The organism is Reyranella sp., assembly GCF_052439685.1.
GTDB lineage: Bacteria > Pseudomonadota > Alphaproteobacteria > Reyranellales > Reyranellaceae > Reyranella.
In genome coordinates this window covers 17,345-34,440 of record NZ_JBQVQG010000035.1, presented here as the reverse complement: position 1 = coordinate 34,440, position 17,096 = coordinate 17,345, and the positions used below count along the sequence as shown (strand labels likewise).

General features: G+C 66.1%; 14 protein-coding genes. 5 read left to right on the top strand and 9 right to left on the bottom strand.

Annotated elements, in window-relative coordinates:
• The gene (locus ACT6UX_RS27055) at positions 1 to 1,032 is read right to left on the bottom strand and encodes a ligase-associated DNA damage response exonuclease (protein WP_444778263.1); all 1,032 of its coding nucleotides are present in this window, start codon (positions 1,030 to 1,032) and stop codon (positions 1 to 3) included.
• Between ACT6UX_RS27055 and ACT6UX_RS27050 the strand changes: the two genes are divergently transcribed.
• The gene (locus ACT6UX_RS27050; protein WP_444778262.1) at positions 1,031 to 3,502 is read left to right on the top strand and encodes a ligase-associated DNA damage response DEXH box helicase; all 2,472 of its coding nucleotides are present in this window, start codon (positions 1,031 to 1,033) and stop codon (positions 3,500 to 3,502) included. The genes ACT6UX_RS27055 and ACT6UX_RS27050 overlap by 2 nt on opposite strands.
• 17 nt (positions 3,503 to 3,519) lie before the next feature.
• On the opposite strand, the gene ACT6UX_RS27045 is transcribed toward ACT6UX_RS27050, so the two are convergent.
• From ACT6UX_RS27045 to ACT6UX_RS27025, 5 genes are read right to left on the bottom strand one after another with little or no spacing between them, the layout of a single operon-like run.
• Positions 3,520 to 6,828 (bottom strand): error-prone DNA polymerase, encoded by a 3,309-nt coding sequence (locus ACT6UX_RS27045; RefSeq protein ID WP_444778261.1) that lies wholly within the window; start codon positions 6,826 to 6,828, stop codon positions 3,520 to 3,522.
• Between the two features lie 3 nt (positions 6,829 to 6,831).
• Positions 6,832 to 7,272 carry a type II toxin-antitoxin system VapC family toxin gene (locus tag ACT6UX_RS27040; RefSeq protein WP_444778260.1) on the bottom strand — a complete coding sequence of 147 codons (441 nt, stop codon included), beginning with the start codon at positions 7,270 to 7,272 and terminating at the stop codon, positions 6,832 to 6,834.
• A complete protein-coding gene (locus ACT6UX_RS27035) occupies positions 7,269 to 7,520 on the bottom strand; it encodes a FitA-like ribbon-helix-helix domain-containing protein (protein ID WP_444778259.1) in 252 nt (83 codons plus the stop codon). Before ACT6UX_RS27035 ends, ACT6UX_RS27040 begins: the two co-directional genes overlap by 4 nt.
• A 14-nt stretch (positions 7,521 to 7,534) precedes the next feature.
• Complete coding sequence (locus ACT6UX_RS27030; RefSeq protein WP_444778258.1) at positions 7,535 to 9,184, bottom strand: Y-family DNA polymerase; 1,650 nt, start codon at positions 9,182 to 9,184, stop codon at positions 7,535 to 7,537.
• Positions 9,102 to 9,941, bottom strand: coding sequence for an ImuA family protein (locus tag ACT6UX_RS27025; RefSeq protein ID WP_444778257.1), 840 nt, complete (start codon positions 9,939 to 9,941; stop codon positions 9,102 to 9,104). Before ACT6UX_RS27025 ends, ACT6UX_RS27030 begins: the two co-directional genes overlap by 83 nt.
• Before the next feature lie 145 nt (positions 9,942 to 10,086).
• On the opposite strand from ACT6UX_RS27025, the gene ACT6UX_RS27020 reads away from it, so the two are divergent.
• Positions 10,087 to 10,929 carry an MBL fold metallo-hydrolase gene (locus ACT6UX_RS27020; RefSeq protein WP_444778256.1) on the top strand — a complete coding sequence of 281 codons (843 nt, stop codon included), beginning with the start codon at positions 10,087 to 10,089 and terminating at the stop codon, positions 10,927 to 10,929.
• Between the two features lie 92 nt (positions 10,930 to 11,021).
• On the opposite strand, the gene ACT6UX_RS27015 is transcribed toward ACT6UX_RS27020, so the two are convergent.
• A complete protein-coding gene (locus ACT6UX_RS27015; protein ID WP_444778255.1) occupies positions 11,022 to 11,711 on the bottom strand; it encodes a GntR family transcriptional regulator in 690 nt (229 codons plus the stop codon).
• A 99-nt stretch (positions 11,712 to 11,810) separates the two neighbouring features.
• Between ACT6UX_RS27015 and ACT6UX_RS27010 the strand changes: the two genes are divergently transcribed.
• The 3 genes from ACT6UX_RS27010 to ACT6UX_RS27000 are packed head-to-tail and all read left to right on the top strand — an operon-like array spanning position 11,811 to position 14,858.
• The gene (locus ACT6UX_RS27010; RefSeq protein ID WP_444778254.1) at positions 11,811 to 12,872 is read left to right on the top strand and encodes a TauD/TfdA family dioxygenase; all 1,062 of its coding nucleotides are present in this window, start codon (positions 11,811 to 11,813) and stop codon (positions 12,870 to 12,872) included.
• A gap of 46 nt (positions 12,873 to 12,918) precedes the next feature.
• Complete coding sequence (locus ACT6UX_RS27005) at positions 12,919 to 13,887, top strand: Bug family tripartite tricarboxylate transporter substrate binding protein (protein ID WP_444778253.1); 969 nt, start codon at positions 12,919 to 12,921, stop codon at positions 13,885 to 13,887.
• Positions 13,845 to 14,858: a Bug family tripartite tricarboxylate transporter substrate binding protein gene (locus ACT6UX_RS27000; protein WP_444778252.1), complete on the top strand. Its 1,014-nt coding sequence runs from the start codon at positions 13,845 to 13,847 to the stop codon at positions 14,856 to 14,858. The genes ACT6UX_RS27005 and ACT6UX_RS27000 overlap by 43 nt, the downstream gene beginning before the upstream one ends.
• On the opposite strand, the gene ACT6UX_RS26995 is transcribed toward ACT6UX_RS27000, so the two are convergent.
• Positions 14,855 to 15,892, bottom strand: coding sequence for a histone deacetylase family protein (locus ACT6UX_RS26995; protein WP_444778251.1), 1,038 nt, complete (start codon positions 15,890 to 15,892; stop codon positions 14,855 to 14,857). The genes ACT6UX_RS27000 and ACT6UX_RS26995 overlap by 4 nt on opposite strands.
• A 9-nt stretch (positions 15,893 to 15,901) precedes the next feature.
• Positions 15,902 to 17,074 carry a CaiB/BaiF CoA transferase family protein gene (locus ACT6UX_RS26990; RefSeq protein ID WP_444778250.1) on the bottom strand — a complete coding sequence of 391 codons (1,173 nt, stop codon included), beginning with the start codon at positions 17,072 to 17,074 and terminating at the stop codon, positions 15,902 to 15,904.
• Positions 17,075 to 17,096: the final 22 nt, after the last annotated feature.

Genomic DNA, 17,096 nt, shown 5'->3' with positions numbered 1-17,096 from the left:
TCAAGAGTCCTCTTCGTCGCGACCTGCCAGGTGCAACGCCTCGGCATCGATGCCGATCCCGCGCGCATAGTGCACCAGCGCTTCCTCACGACCGTGCGTCACCCACACTTTCGGCGCGCCGACATCCTTCAGGGTCTGCGTGAGTTCCGGCCAGTCGGCGTGATCGGAAATCACCAGCGGCAGTTCGGCTCCGCGTTGCCGCGCCCGGGCGCGCACGTTCATCCAGCCCGAGCACACGGCGGCGATCGGATCGGCAAAACGCCTCGACCAGCGGTCGGCGATCGCGGAGGGTGGGCAGAGCACGATGGCGCCCTTGAAGGTCTCGAGGATCGCCTCAGACACCGGCGCGACGTCGCCGAGATCGACGCCATGCTCCTGATAGAGCTTGCACAAGGACATCAGGCCGCCATGCAGCCAGATGCGCTTGTCGTAGCCCGACTCGCGCAGCAGGCGGATGACCCTCTGGCACTTGCCGAGCGCATAGACGCCCACCAGATGAGTGCGCTCGGGAAAGGTGGAGACAGAGCGCAGCAGCTTGCCGATCTCGCCGGCATCGGAGGGATGATGGAAGACCGGCAGCGCGAAGGTCGCCTCGGTGATGAAGACGTCGCACGGTACGGGTTCGAACGGCGGGCAGGTCGGATCCGGCCGGCGCTTGTAGTCGCCCGATACGACGATGCGCTGGCCCTTGTATGCAAGCACTGCCTGCGCCGATCCGAGGATGTGACCGGCCGGCGCGAAGCAGACCTCGACCTCGCCGATCCGCACGCTCTCGCCGTATTTCAGCGCCTGCTGGTCGGTGTCGGGCATGTCCTGGAAGCGCGTGCGCATGATCGCCAGCGTCTCGGGTGTCGCCAGCGCCTTGCGATGGCCCGGCCGCGCATGGTCGCCATGGCCATGCGTGATCACCGCGCGCGGCACGGCGAAGGCCGGATCGATATAGAAATCGCCCGGTTCGCAATAGAGGCCGCGCGGCGTTGGATAGAGCCACGTCCGGGGATTGAGGGTCTCGATTGCCGTCGTGATTGCCATGGCTCCTGATGCATCCTACCCCATGGATATGGGGCTTCCCGACCTGTTTGCACGCTGGTTCGAGAGTCGCGGCTGGGCGCCGCGGCCGCACCAGCTTGCGCTGGTCGACCTGGCACGTCGGGGCAAGAGCGCGCTGCTGATCGCGCCGACGGGCGGCGGCAAGACGTTGGCGGGCTTCCTTCCGTCCCTGATCGAACTCACCGAGCGGCGGCAGGCCGGCGAGGACCTTGCGTACAAGAAGGGGCAGGGGGAGCTGCACACGCTCTACATCTCGCCTCTGAAAGCCTTGGCGACCGACATCCGCCGCAATCTCGAACAGCCGCTGGCCGAGATGCAGTTGCCGGTGCGCGCCGAGAGCCGGACCGGCGACACGCCACAGAGCCGCCGGCTGCGTCAGCGCGAGCGGCCACCCGACCTGCTGATGACGACGCCGGAGTCGCTGGCGCTGCTTCTGTCCTATCTCGATGCGGCGAAGTTCTTCGCCACCCTCAAATGTGTGATCATCGACGAACTGCACGCCTTCGCCACCAGCAAGCGCGGCCATCACCTGGCGCTCTGCCTGTCGCGGCTGGCGACGCTCGCGCCGCAGGCGCGCTTCGTCGGCCTCTCGGCCACTGTCGCCGATCCGCCCGAACTCGCCGAGTTCCTGAATTTGCGCGACCAGCCGGTCGAGATCGTAATGGGTGAGCCGGGCGCGCCGCCGGTCGTGTCGATCATCGATGCGCACGAGCGGCTGCCGTGGGGTGGCCATATGGGGCGCCATGCGGTCCCGGAAATCTACAACATCATCCGGCAGCACAAGACGTCGATCATCTTCGTCAACACCCGAGCCCAGGCGGAGCTGGCCTTCGACGCGCTTTGGCGCATCAACGACGACAATCTGTCGATCGGCCTTCATCACGGGTCGCTCGCCGTCGAGCAGCGGCGCAAGGTCGAGGCGGCGATGGCGGCGGGCAAATTGCGCGCGGTGGTCGCGACCTCCTCGCTCGACCTCGGCATCGACTGGGGTGATGTCGACCTCGTCATCCAGATGGGCGCGCCCAAGGGCGTCAGCCGCCTGATGCAGCGGATCGGTCGCGCCAACCACCGGCTCGACGAGCCCAGCCGCGCCATGATCGCGCCGGCCAATCGCTTCGAGGTGCTGGAATCGCTGGCTGCACTCGAAGCCGTCGAGGCCCGTGAACTGGACGGCGATCCGCCGCGGCCGCCGTGTCTGGATGTACTGGCCCAGCATATCGTGGGCACTGCCTGCGCCCAGCCGATCGACCGCGAGGCTTTCTTCGCCGAGGTTCGCCGGGCGCAGCCCTATCGCGACCTGCCGCGCCAGGATTTCGACGACACGTTCGACTTCGTGGCGACCGGCGGCTACGCGCTGGCTGCCTACGATCGCTGGCACCGGCTGAAGCAGCTGCCCGACGGGCGCTGGATGCTGGCCTCGCCGCTGGTGGCCAAGCAGTTCCGCATGAATGTCGGCACCATCGTCGAGCTGCCCCTGATGAAGGTGCGGCTGCGGCGCGGCGCGGTGCTGGGCGAGGTCGAAGAGGGGTTCGTGCAGGGCCTGGTACCGGGCGATACGTTCGTGTTTGCCGGCCGTCTGCTGCGCTTCGAAGGCGTCAAGGAACTGGCGGCGATCTGTTCGCCGGCGACCGGCGGCGATCCCAAGGTGCCGGCCTATGGCGGCGGCCGGCTGCCGCTCTCGACGTTCCTCGCGGCAAGGGTGCGCGGCATCCTGCAGGATCCATTGAAGCACCCGAAGCTGCCGGCCGAGGTGCAGGAGTGGCTGCGCATCCAGGTCTTCCGTTCGATGCTGCCGCCGGCCGACAAATTGCTGGTCGAGGGCTTTCCGCGCGGCGGCAAGCAGTTCCTGGTCGCCTATTGCTTCGAAGGCCGCAACGCGCACCAGACGCTGGGCATGCTTCTGACGCGGCGCATGGAACGCATGGGGTTGCGGCCGCTGGGCTTCGTTGCCACCGATTATGTGCTGGGCCTCTGGGGCTTGCGGCCGGCCTCGCCGAAGCAGCTCGAGGAGCTGTTCGACGAGGACATGCTGGGTGACGATCTCGAGGCCTGGATGGACGAATCGAGTATGCTGCGGCGCTCGTTCCGCAACGTCGCGGTGATCGCCGGCCTGATCGAGCGGCGTTTTCCCGGCGAGGAGAAATCGCGCCGCCAGGTCACCTTCAGCTCCGACCTGATCTACGACACGCTGCGCCAGCACGAGCCCAACCACATCCTGCTGCGCGCCACCCGCCAGGATGCGGCCTGGCAGCTCGCGGACCTGAAGAGGCTGGGCGATCTGCTCAAGCGCGCGAAGGGTCGCATCGTCTATCGTCGGCTCGACCGCATCTCGCCGCTCGCCGTGCCGGTGCTGCTGGAAATCGGCAAGGAAAGGGTGCTCGACGGCACCGCCGAGGACGAGCTGCTGGACATCGCCGCCCAGGAACTGATCGACGAGGCGACGCGTCTCTGACGAACGGCAGAGCGGGATCAGTGGAAGTCCCGACTCTGGATGCGGATCTTCGGCCGATCGAGGACGATGCGATCCCGGTCGTAGTGGGGCTCGACAGCCGTCCTGGCTGGCGTGGAACGGCTGGACCGGTGACGCGTGGCATTGGCTTCCGCGACCTTGACCCGACGATCTCCCGGATCGCTAACCTCATCGCCGCGAGGGTGGGTCAGGTGAAACAGGTCGAGCTCGGAGATCGAATCGAGTTCGGTCGAAAGGTCCCAGATCTCCTCGGCGACGAGGTGAATCACCTTGTACTGCTTCTCTCCCTCGCACTGGATGCGTCCCCGCACCCCCACCATGCGCGCGCCCATCACGACCCGGCGATACGCTTCGAACACCGCAGGCCAGACCACGAGATTGGCGACGCCGAACTCGTCTTCGAGGGTGACGAACACTACGCCGGAGGCGGTCCCCGGACGCTGGCGCACCAGCACCAGGCCGGCCAGAATCAGGACATCGCCGTTCTTTGCCGATGTCAGGGCGTCGGTGCTGGAGATTCCCCGCGGGGTGAAGGTCTGCCGCAGCAGCTGCATCGGATGGGAGCGCAGGGAGAGGGAGAAGCTGCTGTAATCGTCCACCACCTGCTCGCCCAAGGTAAGGCCGGGCAGGATGACGGCGGGTTCCAGGTCGCGCACCCGCGGTTGGGAATCGAGCAGGGGCAGCTGCCCATCGGCAAAGCCGCGCATGGACCACAACACGTCGCGGCGGGTGAGGTTTAGCGACGCGAAGGCATCGGCGCGGGCCAGGGCGATGATCTGCTTCTTGCTGAGCCCGCTACGTCGCCACAGGTCGGTAGGATCGCTATAGGGGGTCTCGCCACGGCGTTCGACCATCCTGCCGGCCGCCTCCTTTGAGAGGCCTGTGACTTGGCACAAACCGAGACGCAGGGCGCAGCGATTGTCCTTCCCCGCCTCCAGCGTGCAATCCCGGGAACTGGCGTTGATGTCGGGCGGCAGCACCTGGACTTCATGGTCCCGTGCGTCCCGCACGAGCTGGGCGGGTGCATAGAAACCCATAGGCTGGGAATTGATCAGGGCCGCGGCGAAGACCTCGGGATAGTAGTGTTTCACGTAGGACGAGGCGTAGACCAGGATCGCGAAGCTCGCGGCGTGGCTTTCCGGAAAACCGTATTCGCCGAACCCTTCGATCTGCTTGAAGCAGCGTTCGGCAAAGTCGCGTTCGTAGCCCCGTTCCACCATGCCATCGATGAAGGGGGTCTTGAACTTGTAGATGGTGCCGTTGTGCCGGAACGTCGCCATGGCGCGACGCAGTTCGTCGGCCTTCTCCGGCGAGAAACCTGCTCCATCGATGGCGATCTGCATCGCCTGTTCCTGAAACAGAGGAACGCCCAATGTTCTCTTCAAGACGGCTTCGAGTTCCGGCTTCGGATAGACGACGGCGTCGGGGTTTGCACGGTTCTTCAGGTAAGGATGGACCATGCCGCCCTGGATGGGCCCCGGCCGCACGATCGCCACCTCGACGACCAGGTCGTAATACTCCCTGGGCTTCAGGCGCGGCAGCATCGACATCTGCGCCCGGCTCTCGACCTGGAAAACGCCGACCGAGTCGGCGCGGCACAGCATCTCGTAGACGCTTGGATCGTCCGGCCGCATGCTGAGATCCAGCTTCTTGCCGAAATGCTCCTCGATCATCGTGAAGCTCTTGCGCAAGGCCGTCAGCATGCCGAGCGCCAGCACGTCGACCTTGTAGATGCCCAGCACGTCGAGATCGTCCTTGTCCCACTCGACGACGGTGCGATCCTTCATCGCCGCATTCTGGATCGGCACCAGCTCGTCGAGCCGGCCTTCGGTCAGTACGAAGCCGCCGACATGCTGGGAGAGGTGACGCGGGAAGCTGCACAGCGCCGACGAAAGTTCGAGCGCCAGCATGATGCGTGGATCCGATGGATCGAGACCCGCCTCCTGCACATGGTCGATCCTCACGCCACTCGATCCCATGCCCCACACCGTGTCGGCCATCACGCCCACCGTGTCGGGCGAGAGGCCCAGGACCTTGCCGACCTCGCGGATGGCACTACGGCTCCTGAAGGAAATCACCGTGGCCGCCAGGGCCGCGCGGTCGCGGCTCTTCGTGTCGTAGATCCACTGGATGATCTCCTCGCGACGCTCGTGCTCGAAATCGACATCGATGTCAGGTGGCTCGTTTCGAGAATTCGAGAGAAAGCGCTCGAAAAGAACTTTCGTCTCCTTTGGATTCACCGAGGTGATGCCAAGGCAGTAGCAGACCGCGGAATTGGCGGCCGAGCCGCGGCCCTGGCACAGGATTCCGCGCCTGCGGGACTCCATCACGATCTCATGCACCGTCAGGAAATAAGGTGCGATTTGCTTGAGCGCGATGAGCTCGAATTCTTTCCGGATCGTACTGGCCACGTCCTCCGGAACACCGTCAGGATAGCGCCATGCCGCGCCTTCCCAGGTGAGGCGCATGAGCTTGTCCATGGGCATCTCGCCGCCTTCGTAGACGACGGGATACTGATAGGTGAGTTGCCGCAGCGAAAAAGTACAGCGCCGAACGATCTCTTGCGTGGCGGCGATGGCGTGCGGATGGCGACGGAACAGGCGGGCCATCTCCGCCGGTTCCTTGAGGTGACGTTCCGCACTGGCGAAACGGCGGAAGCCCAGATCTTCGACCGTGCAGCCGAGTCGGATGGCCGTCACGACGTCCTGCAGCGCGCGCCGTTCGGGCACGTGATAGTGCACGTCGTTGGTAGCGACGAGCTTCACGCCGTGCCGGTCGGCAAGATCGTCGAGCAGAGAGAGACGGCGCGCGTCGTCGCCGCGATAGAGAATGGAAGCCGCGAGGTAACAGCGCCCTTCGAACAACTCTGCGAACTTCTGCAACCGGTCGACGAAGGCCATCTCCTCGGGCTTGCGCGGCGGCAGCACGATCGCCAACAGTCCCTCGGCATGTTCGGCGAGGTCGTCGAAGCCGATGTCGCACTTTCCCTTCTCTGTGCGCCGGTTGCCCAGGGTCAGCAGGCGGGACAGGCGCTTGTAGGCGTCGAGATCGGTCGGATAGACGAGCAACGAACAGCTGTCGCGCGTTTCGAGGCGACTGCCGACCAGCAGTTTGATCCTGTCGGGATCGGCTTTCTTCTCGCCGCGCGACGCCGCAAAGGCTCGCACGACGCCGGCCAGGGTGTTGCGATCGGTGATGCCGATGGCGGTGTGGCCGAGCTTGATCGCCTGCTCCACCAGCTCCTGCGGATGCGAGCCACCGCGCAGGAAGCTGTAATTGGTCGTGACCTGGAGCTCGGCGTAATCCATGGATCACGATAGGGCGAGTTCGTGCACACGGGAGAGCGGGATGCCACGCACATCGATCCCCTCGCTCTTCAGTGCGTGCAGGAAATCCTCGTCGGCGCTGACCAGAGGCGCCTGGGCAGATTCGGCGCAGGCGGCATAGAAGCAGTCGTGCACCGGCCGGCCGCACTGCAGGGCGATGGCCAGTGCGCGATTGCGCAACTGCGGCGATTCGACGAAGGCCGAGATGAACGACGGCAAGGCGATGTTGCGCACGATGGGTTCGGCCTGATCCACTGTGATCTCGCCGCGCGTCGTCTTCTGCCACGCCAACTCGGCAACACCCGCGATCAGGATGTCGGGCGCGATCATCTCGTGACGATTGGCCAGCAGCCAGCGCGCCTCGGGCCGCAGCGGCTCCTCGACGAACCACTTTATCGCAACGCCGGGATCGACGACGACGATCACTTGCCCCCTCCCATCTGTGCGATGGCGGCCGGCGGCGTCATGGCGGCGATGCGATCGGCTTCTTCCAGCGGATCGAGCACCAGCGGCTGGCCCGACGCATAGGTCAGCAGATCGCGCAGGTCGGCCTCGAGCGACCGGCCTCTGGCGCGCGCATGATTCTTCAGACGCTCGATGATCGCGACATCGAGGCCGCGGATGGTGAGCGTGGTGCCGCGCTTGTTCGTCGGTGTTTCCGATGCTGCTTCCATTTCCTTCTCTCTCTTCAGGCGCAGAAACCGTGGAGGAACCAGCGGGCCGTCGGCAGGCCATTGGCGGCGAGCTGATAGGGCCCGTCGCGGAACAGCCAGAAGCGGCCTCCGTCATCGTCCTCGACTCGGTAGTAATCGCGCACCGGCGGCAGGGTGCCGGCGGGAGGGCGGCTGCCGTCGGGGCGCGGCCGCCACCATTCGTCGGCGATCCGCTCCGGCCCATCGGCGCGCACGATGCGATGGGCATGTCGTCGCCAGCGGAAGACCGAGGGTGGATCGTCGGGCACGAAGGCGGTGACCTCGACGGGCTCGGGCCGCTGCAGCAGGCGCGTCGGCCTCGCACCCTTGAGGCTGGCGATGCGGCGCCAGGCGCCTGCCGTGGCGGGCGTCGACGCAATGGCGGTGACGACCTGGACGCGTTCGGGCAGGTGACTGTCGCGCGACAGCAGCCGCACGACGTTCTCCGCGCCCAGCCGCAGCACCAGCCGGTCGGCGAGGTCGAGCGTGCCGTCCGCCCCCGCTGCGACCGTGGGTGAATCCTGATCGGGCAGCGCATCCTGCGTGCCACTCCAGGCCTCGACCTCAGGGGCGGCCAGGATCATCAGTTCGACGCCGAAGCCGGGATCGAGTTCGCCGAGCTTCTCCTCGAACAGCTTCATCAGCTTCGGGTTGTCGCGGTTGGGCCGGCTCGTGCCGATCGAGGTGCGGTCGACCGAGCCATCGACGCGGTAGAGCGCAATCTCGAGCAGGCGCGCGCCGACACCCGCCTGTTCCAACTGGCGACAGAGAGCGGCCAGCAAGCGGCTGGTCGCGGCAGCGATGTCCTCGGCCCGGCCGATCGGCTCGGCGAAGGCCAGACGCGTACGAAAGGCCGGCGGCAGCCGGCGCGGCTCGATCGGCTCGTCGAGCCGGCCCAGCGCCTGGTCGATGCGGCGCACCGGCTGCTCGCCGAAGCGGCGGACCAGCGGTGCGCGCGGCATGGGATAGAGATCGCCGATGCGGCGCAGGCCGAGCTTCAGGAAGGTCTCGAGGATCGGCGCCTCGAGACGCAGTCCCTCGACCGGCAGCGAGGCGAGCGCATCGCGCTGGCCGCGTGCCGGACAGAAGAGATCGGTCTGGCGCTCGGCAAAGCGCGCCAGCGCCCAGGCGGCACCCGCCGTGTCGGCCATTGCGGCCCGACAGGTAAGATCGCGCCGGGCAAGGCGCGTGACCAGGTCGGCCAGCAGCGCGCGTTCGCCGCTCTCGCCGTCGCCGAAGAGATGCGTGCAGCCCGTCACGTCGAGCAGCAGACCGGCATCGCCGCCGAAGCCGCCGGTGCTGCAGGTCTGCTCGATGTCATCGGCGAGGGCCCCGCCCATCGGGTCGATCGCGACCCAGGGCGTGTAACGATCGCACCAGCCCGCGATTGCTTCGACCAGGCGGAGGTCGGCCTGCGGCTCTCCCGCTTCGGTGACGAGGTCCGGCAGCAGGGCGCGGGCATCGGCCAGCCGCATGTGCGGGCGCAGACCCGCGGCACGGGCGTGCGGATTGACGGCGGCGAGGCGCGGGCAGCCCTCGCGCCAGACGACGGTGGCGGCCGCCCTATCCGACCAGTCTTTCTTCGAAATGCGCGCCAGGCGATCCGTGGAGAGTTTGGGGAACCACAGCGAGACAATGCGTTTCATCGTTCCACTCCAGGAGCCAGGACGGTGTTTCGTCGGCGGACGGCGTGCCGAATCGGTTGCGCCGAAGTTCGAGGCGCCAGCGCAGGGCGCCGACATCCCTGAGGCCGGGCGTCGAGCAGGACGGCGCCGAGGTGATCCGCCACCGGGTGGTGCATACGCTTTGTGGCGGCGCCGGCTGGGCGCGCAGCAGCAGGGCCGGCACGCCGTTCTTCTCGGCGGCGAGCGACAGGCGGCGGCCGGCCGTGGGATCGGCAGCCCGCGTCTCGCCCACAACGGCCGAGATGCCGGGGCAGCGCAGCCCTTCCTCCATCGCCCAGAAAAGATCCTCGTCGCGCCGCGCCGTGACCATCAGCAGGCGCGCGGGATCGAACCAGGAGGAGAGCGCCGGCGCATAAGGCACGGCATCGAACGTGCCGGTGGGGCGGCGGCACCACAGGATGGTGCCCGGCCCGAGCCGGCCCAATAGATGGCCGGCGAAGCCGAGCACCGGACCATCGTGCGGCGACACCCGGCCGGAGGGAGCGGGCCCCGCCTCGATCTCGTGCAGGGCGCCCGTCAGCAACCCACCCTCGGGCAGCAGGGCGTCGATGGCGGAAATTCCAAGCGGAACGGAGGCGGCCCGGCCGCTGCGCCGGACACTGTTCGATCTTTCCAGTCGACGCACCTTTTCCCGCAAGGAGGCCGGCACCGGGGCGACCCTATCGTTGGCGGCTCCGGAAACCGGAGGAGCAAAGGCACTCGGGGAAATGACCGGCATCGCCCCCTCGTCGGTCTGGTGGATGGGCTGTGGGTTAAATGTTCGTGTTTTGTTCTAGTTGCTTCACAATCGTGAGTCAACGGGACTAAAGGGTGGCATATCGAGTGCATCCAGGGAGAAGCTGCCGTCCTGACCCGGAGGCTCCATGACTCTTCGTCTGTTCCTCGCCGCGCTGTGCGCCACCGCTTTCGCCCTGTTGGCCGGCCCGGCATTGGCGCGCTGTTCCAAGAACCTGGTCGAACTCGGTCCTACCCTGCAGGGCCGGGGCGTACAGATGGCCTCGCTCGACGGGGTGCAGCTGGCGGCGGATACGGCGAGCCGCGCCATCATCACCTTCCTAGGCCATGCCAGCTTCGAGATCGACACGCCGCAGGGCGTGCGCGCCATCACCGACTACAACGGGCTGAACGGCTTCGGCCGCAAGCCCGACATCGTGACGATGAACAATGCGCACTCCACGCACTACACCGACCAGCCTGAGGACGGGATCACCTACGTGCTGCGCGGCTGGCCGGACGAGGCCGGCCAGACCGAGGCGCGCCACGACGTCTCGCTCAAGGATCTCAAGGTGACGAACCTGCCGACCAATGCGCGCGACTGGGGCGGCGGCTCGGCGCGCATCAACGGCAACTCGATCTTCACCTTCACCATCGGCGATCTCTGCATCGCCCATCTCGGCCACCTGCATCACCGGCTGACCAAGGACCATCTCGACGAGCTGGGCCGCATCGACGTGCTGATGGTGCCGATCGACGGCGCCTACACGGTCGGCTTGCCGGTGATGGTCGAGGTCATCCGCCAGATCCAGCCGCGCATCGTGCTGCCGATGCACTATTGGGGACGTGGCCAGGTCGCACGTTTCGAGGAATTGATGGTTGACCAGGACGCGGTCTTCGTCTGGCCCGATCGCCGCACCATCGAGGTCGTACACGACACGCTGCCCGAGAAGCTCACCGTCTATGTCGTCGGCGGGAATGGCGGCGACTGATCCTGCTCACTACATCGTGGGCTGGCAACCAGCCGACGCTCGATCTCGCCGTCGGCTGCCTCGCATCGGGCGCGCTCAAATCCTGAAGCTGATCAGCCCGGTCTGGCGGGTTCCGACGTCCCGTTGGCCAGCATGCTCAATGCGGTGTCGCGGGTGTCGAAGACGAGTTGGCGCGCGAAGCCTTCGGCCGCCTTGGCGTCGCCGGCGAGGATCGACTGGACCAGCCCGCGCCAGTTCGCGATCGATTGCCGGCGTCGTTCGGATGTCGACAGGCTGAGCTTGGTATAGCGGGCGGTCTGGCGGCCGAAAGACAGGATCAGGTCGGCCAGCCGCCGACTGCCGGCATTGCGCACGCAGAACTCGCTGATCGCCAGACTCGCGCGCGCATAGGCCTCGGCATCGTCGAACGATCTTTCCAGGTCGGCGTAGAGGCGTTCCAGTTCGGTCCGGCCGGTCCGGGGGAGGGCGGCCACGAGACGTTCGCAGGCGAGGCCCATCAGATGGGCGCGGATATCGAAGATGTCCTGGACCTCATCGGCACTGAGCGTCGTCACCTGTGCGCCGCGCTGCGGCAGGATCGTCACCAGCCCCTCGTGTTCGACGATGCGCAGGGCCTCGCGGACGGAGGCCCTACTCACTCCGAAAGCCGCTGCAAGATCGATCTCGCGCAGCTTCTGGCCTGGCGTGAACTCGTTCTCGACGATGGCCTGCCCGATCCGCACCGCAATTTGCGCAGGGAGCGTGGCATAGATGTCGTAGGTCTTCTGGAGGGGCATAGCCATGGATAGGAACGTCTAGCCGGATTTCCTGCTTGCTTCCAGCTAGTCCATGTTCGAATGTCCATAATTAATAATGTCGACATTCATACGGAGGATGGCCTCATGAAGGAAATGGAACTGGAGGAAATCGTCGGGCGCTCGGCTTGGCTCGGCCGGGACCTGCACGACAAGGAAGACGAGTGGATCTACCGGCTGAACGACACCGAGATTGCCGAGATCGACGTAGCCTTGCGCCATCTGCAGGCGACCGGCCGGCAGATTCCCGACATCGGCAAGGAGCACTTCCCACTGAAGCATTTCGCGCGAACGTTGCGACTGCTCCAGACTGAGATCGAGAACGGCCTGGGGATCCTGCTGATACGAGGCTTGCCGCGCGACCGATACAGTGCCGAGGAAATGGGTCTGATCTATTGGGGCATCGGGGCGCATTTCGGGCGCGCCGTGGCGCAGAACGCACAGGGTGACGTGCTCGGTCACGTCCGCGATCTCGGCCGCGACCAGTACAAGGACATGCATGCACGCGGCTATCAGACCGCCTCGCTGCTGCCGTTCCACAACGATTCCTGCGACATCGTCGGCCTGTGCTGCCTCGAGACGGCGCAAAGCGGCGGCCTTTCCGCCGTTGCCAGCTCGGTTGCTGTCTACAACGCAATGTTGCGCTCACGTCCCGACCTCGTGAAGGTCCTGGCCCAGCCGTTCCATGCCGACCGGCGCGGCGAGGAGTCGGAAGGGCAGAAGCCCTATTACGTCACGCCGATCTTCATCTGGCACAAGGGGCGGATGTTCAATCGCTTCAATCGCACCTTCATCGACTCCGCGCAGCGCTTCGACGAGGTGCCGCGATTGACGAAGCTGCAGATCGAGGCGCTCGATACCATGGCAGCCTACTGCAAGGATCCCTTGTTCCGTCTCGACATGAAGCTGGAGCGTGGCGACATGCAATTCGTGAACAACTACTGCGTACTGCACTCGCGAACAGCCTACGTTGATCACGGCGAACAGGATCGCAAGCGGCACTTGCTGCGCCTGTGGCTGCGGACGGCGGCCTTCACCGATTATCCCGCCTCCTTGCGCGATCGCTACGAGGACATGGACAAGTGGCGCAGCAGCCCGCGGCCGCCGTCCTACAATTTCGTCACCATGAAGGAGGTGACGACCCACTAGCGCTGCCTCGTCTCGGCCGAATCAACCAAGAACAACCGGAGGAAAAATGACGATGACGAGGCGTGTGCTGGCCGTGGTGCTGGCGCTCATGCTGACGTGCGCGCCCGCGATGGCTCAATACCCTGACAAGCCCGTGAAGCTTGTCGTGCCGTTCCCGCCGGGCGGTCCGACCGATGTTTTCGCGCGCGTCCTGTCGGCAGCGCTTTCCGAGCAGCTCGGACAACAGGTCGTGATCGAGAACAAGGGCGGCGCCGGCGGTACGGTCGGCACCGATTTGGTCGCGAAGGCCAAACCCGACGGCTACACGCTGCTGTTCGGCACGGCCGCCACGCATGGTATCAACGTCTCGCTCTACGACCAGCTGCCCTACGATCCGCTGAAGGATTTCGAACTGGTGGCACTGGCCGGTCTCGTGCCGATGGTTCTACTGGTCTCGTCCGAGCAGCCTCGCACGCTGCCGGAACTGATCGTCAAGCTGAAGGCAGAGCGTGGCAAGTCGAGCTACGCCTCGTCCGGCAATGGCACGACCAATCATCTTGCCGGAGAGCTGTTCAAGACGCGCGCCGGCATCGAGGCGGTCCATGTGCCTTATCGCGGCTCGGGGCCGGCGCTGCAGGACCTGATGGGTGGCCGAGTGACCTTCATGTTCGATTCGTTCGGAACATCGCTGGAGCAGATCAAGGCCGGCAAGCTCTACGCTGTCGTCATCATGGCGGACAAGCGTAGCCAGGCACGTCCTGACGTGCCGACCGCGGCAGAGGCAGGGCTGGCCGACTTCGTCGGCGGCACATGGAATGTCGTGGCAGTACCGGCTGGTACGCCCAAGCCGATCGTCGACCGCCTCAACACCGCCGTCAACAAGGCGCTGGCAAGCGCCACGGTGGCGGAACGGCTGCAGCAGCTCGGCATCGAGGCGGTCACCGATTCGACGCCGGCCAGCACGCGCGCCTTCGTGGCGGCGGAGATCGTCAAATGGCGCGACGTCATCCGCATCGCCGGCGCGAAGGTGGACTGACCATGCGGCTCATCCTTGCTTCGCTCTTCGCCTGTGTCGTTGGGATGCTGTCGGACGGGCCGGCGTTCGCGCAATATCCCGACAAGGCCCTGCGCATGGTGGTCCCGTTCCCCCCTGGCGGCCCGACCGACCTGATCGCGCGCGTGGTCGCTGTCGGCATGGCGGCCGATCTCGGCCAGCAGGTCATCATCGACAACAAAGGGGGCGCCGGCGGCAATGTCGGAACCGAGATGGTCGCCAAATCGAAGCCCGACGGCTACACGCTGCTGTTCGGTACGGCGGCGACGCACGGCATCAACATCTCGCTCTACAAGACCTTGCCCTATCACCCGGTGAAGGATTTCGAGCTTGTCGCGCTGGTCGGCCTCGCGCCGATGGCTTTGCTGGTGCCCGCCGGACAGCCGACGAATCTGCCGGACCTCATTGCCAAGCTGAAGGCTGAGCCCGGCAAGGCGAGCTATCCGTCTTCTGGCAATGGCACGACCAATCATCTCGCCGGCGAACTGTTCAAGACGCGCACCGGAGTCGACATCCTGCACGTGCCCTATCGCGGGACCGGGCCGGCACTTCAGGACCTGCTCGCCGGCCGCCATGCGCTGATGTTCGCCACGCTGGGACCGGTGATGGAGAATGTCCGGGCGGGGCAGCTCGTCCCGGTCGGGCTGATGGCCGACAAGCGCAGCACGGTGATGCCCGACATCCCGACGATGAAGGAAGCCGGCCTGGCCGACTTCGTGGGCGGCACCTGGAACATAATCGCCGTTCCGGCGGGCACGCCGGCCAACATCGTCCGCCGCCTCAACACTTCCATCTACAAGGCGCTGGCCGATCCGACGCTGGGTGAGCGGCTCAAAGCCCTGAACGTCGAGGCGAGCGAGGCACTGACGCCCGCCGAAACGAAGGCCTTCGTCGAGGCCGAGATCGAGAAGTGGCGCAAGATCGTGACGATGGCAGGCGCACAGGTCGACTAGGCGCCGACGCTGCGTCCCTTTTCGAAGCCGGCCAGGAACTGGACGAGGTTGCGACCGAGATCGTCGCCGAGATAGCCGCCTTCCTGGACCAGCACCGTCGGCAGGCCCATGCGGGCGATCTTCTCGGCCATGGCATGGAAGCCGGCACCGGTGACCTTGAGGCCCTGTAGCGGATCGCTTTCGCTGGCGTCGAGGCCGAGCGCCACCACCAGCGCGGTCGGCTGGAAGTCGCGGATGCGCGCCAAGGCCTTGTCGCCGGCGTCGAGCCACGGTGCGTCGGGAGAACCGAGCGGTAGGGGCAGGTTGAGATTGAAACCCTCGCCCTGGCCGGCGCCTCGCTCCTGCGCATGGCCCCAGAAGAAGGGGTAGTAGTGATCGGGGTCGGCGTGGATCGAGACCGTCAGCACGTCGTCGCGCTCGTAGAAGATGCCCTGCGTGCCGTTGCCGTGATGCACATCGACATCGAGGATCGCCACGCGCTGGTGCGCGGCCCGCAGTCTCTGTGCGGCGACGGCCGTGTTGTTCAGGAAACAGAAACCTCCGGCCATGTCGGCATAGGCGTGATGGCCCGGCGGCCGGCAGAGTGCGTAGGCATGGTGTTCACCAGACAGCACCATGTCGGCGACCGTGGCAGCGACTTCGGTGGCGGCGAGGGCCGCGTCCCAGGTGTGCGGGCCGATCGGGCAGCCCGTATCGACCTGATGCCAGCCGGCACGACCAGCCAGCGCCTTCGGGTAGGAGGCATGGGCGCGCGCCGGGTGGACGTTTGGCACCACTTCCGGGCCCGCACCCGGCAGCTTCGCCCATTCGCGCGCGGCGATCTGCAGGAAGTCGAGATAGTCCGGCGTATGCACGGTGGAGGCCGGCGCCGGACCGTATGACCCGGGAGCCAGGATCGTGTGTCCCGCTTCCGTGGCGGCGGCCAGCAGACGGATCGCGCGTTCGGGCTGCTCGGCGCTGCGCAGTTTGGTGCCCCGCACGACGAAATGCTGCGGGTCGTGCTGGGCGTGCTTGTCGGAATAGACGATCTTCATCCTGGGACCTCAGCTCGTCACGATGGCCTTCGCCGTCTTGAGGGCGGCGATCTCATCATCGCTATAGCCCACCTCGCGCATGATCTCGACCGTGTGCTCGCCGATGCCCGGCGACTTCTGCCGCGTCTCGACCGGCGCGGCGGACAGTTTGATCGGGTTGGCGGCGGACTTCACCGGGCCAATGCCGGGATAGTCGATCTCGAGCACGCTGCCGCGCGCCCTGGCGTGCTCGCTCGCCATCACGTCGCTCACCTTATAGGCGGCCGAGCAGGGCATGCCGGCGGGGATCAGCTTCTCGAGCAGCTCGTCGGCCGTGTACTGCAGGAAATAGTCCTCGATCATGCTCTCGAGGATGCCGCGATGGGCGACGCGGCCGGCATTGGTCTTGAAACGCTCGTCGTCGAGCCAGTCCTTGCGGCCGAGCGCCGTGCAGAGCAGGCGCCAGAAGGCGTCGTTGGTGCCGGCCACAAACACCGGCTGCGTCTTCGTCGGGAAGACGCGCAGCGGGCAGAGGATCGTGTTCGACGTGCCCATGCGCTCGGGATTCTCGCCGGTGAGGCCATGGTTGGTGATCCAGTGGCTCATCATGTGCATGCCGACGTCGAACAGCGACAGGTCGAGCCGCTGGCCCTTGCCGGTCTTGATCCGGTGCAGCAGCGCGAACGCGATACCGCCGGCGCAGGCGAGGCCGGTCGAATAGTCGATGGGCGCGGTGCCGACGCGGCACATCTCGCCCTGATAGGGCCCGGTCGCATCCATCAGACCGATCTCGGCCTGAATGCAGGGATCGTATCCGGCGCGCGGCGAGTAGGGACCGGTCTGGCCATATCCCGAGATCGAGGCATAAATCGCCTGCGGATTGACCTTCGAGACGACGTCCCAGCCGAAACCAAGCTTGTCGATCACGCCCGGTGTGAAGGCCTCCATGAAAACGTCGGCCTTCTTCACCAGCCGCATCAGTACGTCCTTGCCGCCCTCGCTGCGCAGGTCGATCGCCAGGCCCCGCTTGTTGCGGTTCATCGACGGCACCCAGGCCCCGCCGAAATGCGGCCGGAAGTGCTCGCCGTTCAGCGGCTCGACCTTGATCACGTCGGCGCCCATGTCGCCCAAAATCTGGCCGGCCGTAGGACCGGCGATGACCTGAGTCAGGTCGAGAACGAGCGTATCGGACAGCGGAAGCATGCGATGAAATTCCTCCTGAGCT